The organism is Halobacillus sp. BAB-2008 (assembly GCF_000328325.1).
In the GTDB taxonomy this organism is placed as follows: domain Bacteria; phylum Bacillota; class Bacilli; order Bacillales; family Halobacillaceae; genus Halobacillus.
Genome location: NZ_ANPF01000121.1, coordinates 1 through 4238, shown reverse-complemented (window position 1 = coordinate 4238; position 4238 = coordinate 1). Strand labels below are relative to the sequence as shown.

The window sequence follows — 4238 nt, the reverse complement described above, 5'->3', positions numbered from 1 at the left end:
GCTCAGATGCACCAGGGGGTGTGTTTTTAGGAAAGTTCTTTCATCATATCAGGTGCTGCAAGTCCAGCATCTTCAAATACTTTTCCGATCTTTTCATTGAATTCTGCTGCTTTTTCATCGGCTGCTGTGAAGTCTGCTTCTTCGATGCTCTCATCGAGAGCCTTGGATACTTCTTCGTAGTACGCTTGCAGGGATGGAACAGCTTCTTCAATCTGTGTCTTCACCTCATCGGATACATCCGCTTCTACTTCAAAACCAGTAGCGGCCTCAGCTGCTTCATCAGCCGCTGTTTTTGCTTCTTCACCGGCAGCTTTCACTGCTTCGGCATCCGGTTCTTCCGCGGATGCTGCTGTTTGATAAGCGGTGATCTTTTCTTGATAAGGATGGAACGTGTCCTTCATGTTCATCTGCGCATCGATGACGGCTTTTTTAGCGTCTTGTTCATCGCCGGATTTCTCATCTGTTTGTTCTGTCTGATCCGTGTTTTCTTCTGCCGATTCGTCGTCCGAGCTGCAGCCTGCAACGACGATGGCACTGGTCAAGCCCAAAGCCAATAACCATTTCTTCATGTGACCTACCCCTTTCTATATGTATAGCAAATTCCATTTTAAGGGAGACGGAGTAAAATGTAAAGAATTTGCTAAAATGTTAAACTATACTGATTATTCTAATATTTATTTTTTGCTTTTAGAGGTGGGTCTTTCTTAGTTTTACGCAGGAATGAAGAATAATGGAATATTTTTCTCCTTTTTGCAGATGATAAGGAAAAAAGGAGGCGGAAGAACATGCCTTACATACTAACAAGTGGTATTCAGGAAGCGGATTACTCCGCCAAACAGAGTACGGTACAGGATATGATCGATGACCTTTTCCCATTGAAACCCCATGAGAAGAAACGATTGCTTCCTATTTTTGAGAACGCTCATATTTCCGAGTCGGCAATTTCTCAGCCTCTCGATTGGTTCCGTACCTCGCATGGATTAAAGGAAAGGAACGAGATATACCAGGATAAAGCACTCCGTTATTCGATCGGTGCGGTTGAGAAGTGTCTGAATAACAAGGAATTGTTGAAGGATAAGGTAATTCCCTCGGAGATTGACCATATCTTATTCGTTTCTTCAACGGGGATAGCAACGCCGACGCTCGATACCTATATCATGAACGAAATGGGGATGAGGGAAAATGTAAAGCGGACTCCGCTGTTCGGCCTCGGCTGTGCAGGAGGGACGAGCGGGGTGGGGAAGGCGTACGAATGGCTGCTTGGTAACCCGGAAGGGAACGTCCTTGTTATTTGTGTGGAGCTTTGCAGCCTTACTTTTCAAAGGAAAGACCCTCGGGTGAGCAACTTCGTAGGCACCGCACTTTTTGGTGATGGAGCTTCTGCGGTTCTCTTGACCGGGGACGCTTCAACATTAAATGAGAAGAGGAGAGGTTCTGTTCCAAAGATAACCGGATTCGATTCAAAGACGAAGAAGCATAGTACGGATGTGATGGGCTGGCGTATTGTAGATACCGGATTTGAAGTTATTTTTAATAAAAGCATTCCGAAATTGGTTAGAGATTTTTGGAGTGGACATGCAAAGGAAGTATTGGATCGGAACGGTTGGAGAGTGGAGGAGCTGCCATTTTTGATTGCGCATCCCGGCGGAAGAAAAGTTCTGGAGAGCTATCAAGAGATTTTCGGATTGGATCCAAGCGTTTTACGCCATTCTTCTGAAGTCCTTGCCCGACATGGGAACATGTCGTCCCCGACCGTTCACTTCGTCCTAGACCGGGTTCTGCAGGATCGACCGCATAAGGGAGTGAAGTCCCTTATGGCTTCCCTTGGACCTGGATTCAGTTCGGAAATCGTCAGTTTGGAGTGGGTGTAAGATGGAACTGCTTCTATGGTTGATTCTTATCTTCTTAGTCGTTCAGCGATTGGCAGAGCTTCAAATAGCGGACCGGAACAAGGAGTGGATGATGGAACGGGGAGCCAAAGAATGGGGGAAGGGTCATTACTTTTTATTTCTGATTCTTCATACGTTATTCTTTCTTTCCCTGCTTGGAGATTTTCTCCTTACCCCTGCTCCAGAGCCGGGACCGCTGTTCTTTACAGCACTTTTGTCGTTCATCGTCTTACAAGCGCTCCGGATTTGGTGTATAGGGACGCTCGGAAAGAGGTGGAACACCAGAATTATCGTACTGCCGGACGAAGAACCAATTAACAGAGGTCTGTACAGGTACATCAAACACCCGAATTACGTGATTGTCTTTTTTGAACTGCTCGTCATTCCCGTCCTTTTTCAAGCGTATGTAACAGCTTTCGTATTTCCATTTCTCCACCTGCTTGTTTTACAGGTGAGGATTCCCGCGGAAGAAAGGGCTCTACGGGAGCGTGTGTAACTATTACAGCCAGGCATTGGATCCACTGTATTTCTAACCCACTAAGGAAAACACTTTCAATGAGGAAGGTGCGAAGTGGGATGGTGTTCCTTATTATCGGAAATTGGTTTTCAGCCCGCACGGTCGGTGTTGACTGGGTGGAAGGGTCGGCCCATACCGCCTGCAGCTAATCATAAAAAAGATGAATAGGAACAAATTATTTCAGCCAGGTGATTCCCACTTGGCTTTTATTTTTTGTTATGATTGGTAGAAAGAAAAGAGAAATTGTCGAACGAATACAAAGGATAGTGATTTCCAGGAAGAAAAGGAGCGAATTATGGAGAAGAAGCATGCACTCGCTTATTTCTTAGAAGATCTATGGTCGAAGGGCTTCAAATTGAGTGATGAAGACGTACGCTTCATTTATTTTGGAAAGAATTCCACCAATGCCTCCGAGTGGAAGACGATCATAGCTGTACGTACCACTCTGAAAGTCCAACAAAATTTCGATCCAAGCTTTTATATCAGTATTTTAGAATTAATTGCTGCCCCGTCCATCCGTACAAAGCGTCACGCTTACAGGCACATTGATCAGCGGCTCTCCGTCGGCGGGTCAGCTGCAAAAAAAAGAGTCTGACCTTAATGGTCCAGACTCTCATGTTGGATCAGGCATTGCTTAGCCACCCGATCGGCGTTTCTATTCTGTTTCTCAGGAATCCACTTATAAAATACAAAAGGAAAGGACGCCTGAAGGGTTTGTATCCGTTCAAGGAGCGGAAGAAACTTACCGTTTTTTGTAAAGTTCTTCTCAATCGTCTCGACGGCTGTCTTAGAATCAGACCGGATGGAAATGATTTCATCCGGGAAATGGTGTACACATACTTCTAATGCATGGATGATAGCTAAAAACTCAGCTTCATGATTGGACCAAGTCCCAAGATATTTAGGAAACTCGTACACTTGGTTCTTTTTCTTGATAACAACCCCTGCGGCACTCGGTCCGGGATCACCGCCGGAAGCTGCATCTGTGTAGGCTTCGATCATTGCAACATCTCCTATTCTGAAGGTTTGATCTTCTTAGCCCAATAGAAGAACGGGGTATCAAGCGCCGCCACTGCAAATTTAATTATATAGGTCGTCAGGAAGATTTCCAAGAAAATTCCGCCTGGATACAGTCCGTAAAACGCGATGGTACAGAAGATTGCTGTATCAAGCAGCTGACTGATCATCGTACTTCCATTGTTGCGGATCCATAGATGACGATCGGCTGGAAACAGCTTTTTCAATCTGGAGTAAAGCCAAACGTCAAAATACTGGCTGACAATATAGGCGGCAAGGCTTCCGATTGCTATTCTAGGTACAATACCGAATAACGTCTCCAAAGCCGGCTGGGCCATATCATTTTCCCCGGGTGCAAACAGCAGTGCTGTCTGCATGATCATCGTCATGATGATCAGGGTGGAGAATCCCATCCAAACCGCTTTTTGTGCGTCTTTCCTTCCGTATTTTTCATTCAATATATCCGTCGCCAGAAAAGCAGTCCCATAGACAATGTTCCCGAGCGTTGCGTTCAGCCCGAAAAGTTCGATGGTTTTGACGACCTGGATATTTGCAAGTACCGTTGACATCCCGATCCATACGAACAACCCGGGTTTACCGAACAGACGGTACATAGATATCAATAGTAGGAAATTAATAAGGGCAAAGCCTATCCAAATCCATTCGTTACTCATTTTAGTTCCTCCTTAGTTTTGGTATCGCGGGAGGTTTCGAACCGCGGTAATAGACCAACAGCCCTAAATTATACGATGGATTGGTAGACAATGCAATATGTAAAGTTTTAGAAAGCAGCTGAAAAAGGCAACCGTCAGCGG

At 45.3% G+C, this 4238-nt stretch carries 6 protein-coding genes; 3 read left to right on the top strand and 3 right to left on the bottom strand.

Annotation, left to right across the window (positions count from 1 at the left end; all coding sequences use genetic code 11):
• Window positions 1-26: 26 nt before the first annotated feature.
• Window positions 27-569, bottom strand: a complete 543-nt coding sequence (locus D479_RS19535; protein WP_008640578.1) for a hypothetical protein — start codon at window positions 567-569, stop codon at window positions 27-29.
• Window positions 570-785: 216 nt separating this feature from the next.
• On the opposite strand from D479_RS19535, the gene D479_RS19530 reads away from it, so the two are divergent.
• From D479_RS19530 to D479_RS19520, 3 genes are all read left to right on the top strand, one after another.
• The gene (locus D479_RS19530; protein WP_008640577.1) at window positions 786-1871 is read left to right on the top strand and encodes a 3-oxoacyl-[acyl-carrier-protein] synthase III C-terminal domain-containing protein; all 1086 of its coding nucleotides are present in this window, start codon (window positions 786-788) and stop codon (window positions 1869-1871) included.
• 1 nt (window position 1872) lies between these two features.
• Window positions 1873-2385 (top strand): isoprenylcysteine carboxylmethyltransferase family protein, encoded by a 513-nt coding sequence (locus tag D479_RS19525; protein WP_008640575.1) that lies wholly within the window; start codon window positions 1873-1875, stop codon window positions 2383-2385.
• A gap of 316 nt (window positions 2386-2701) precedes the next feature.
• Entirely contained in the window at window positions 2702-3001 is a 300-nt protein-coding gene (locus tag D479_RS19520; protein WP_008640573.1) for a DUF6123 family protein, read from the top strand.
• A gap of 2 nt (window positions 3002-3003) precedes the next feature.
• Here the strand turns inward: D479_RS19520 and D479_RS19515 are convergent, their stop codons facing one another.
• Window positions 3004-3408: a ribonuclease HI family protein gene (locus D479_RS19515; protein WP_008640571.1), complete on the bottom strand. Its 405-nt coding sequence runs from the start codon at window positions 3406-3408 to the stop codon at window positions 3004-3006.
• An 11-nt stretch (window positions 3409-3419) separates the two neighbouring features.
• On the bottom strand, window positions 3420-4097 hold the full coding sequence (locus tag D479_RS19510) for a queuosine precursor transporter (RefSeq protein ID WP_008640569.1): 678 nt from the start codon (window positions 4095-4097) through the stop codon (window positions 3420-3422).
• Window positions 4098-4238 lie beyond the last annotated feature (141 nt).

Coding starts and splice junctions, on each gene's coding strand:
- D479_RS19535 (WP_008640578.1), bottom strand. CDS start 569: ATGAAGAAATGGTTATTGGCTTTGGGCTTGACCAGTGCCATCGTCGTT.
- D479_RS19530 (WP_008640577.1), top strand. CDS start 786: ATGCCTTACATACTAACAAGTGGTATTCAGGAAGCGGATTACTCCGCC.
- D479_RS19525 (WP_008640575.1), top strand. CDS start 1,873: ATGGAACTGCTTCTATGGTTGATTCTTATCTTCTTAGTCGTTCAGCGA.
- D479_RS19520 (WP_008640573.1), top strand. CDS start 2,702: ATGGAGAAGAAGCATGCACTCGCTTATTTCTTAGAAGATCTATGGTCG.
- D479_RS19515 (WP_008640571.1), bottom strand. CDS start 3,408: ATGATCGAAGCCTACACAGATGCAGCTTCCGGCGGTGATCCCGGACCG.
- D479_RS19510 (WP_008640569.1), bottom strand. CDS start 4,097: ATGAGTAACGAATGGATTTGGATAGGCTTTGCCCTTATTAATTTCCTA.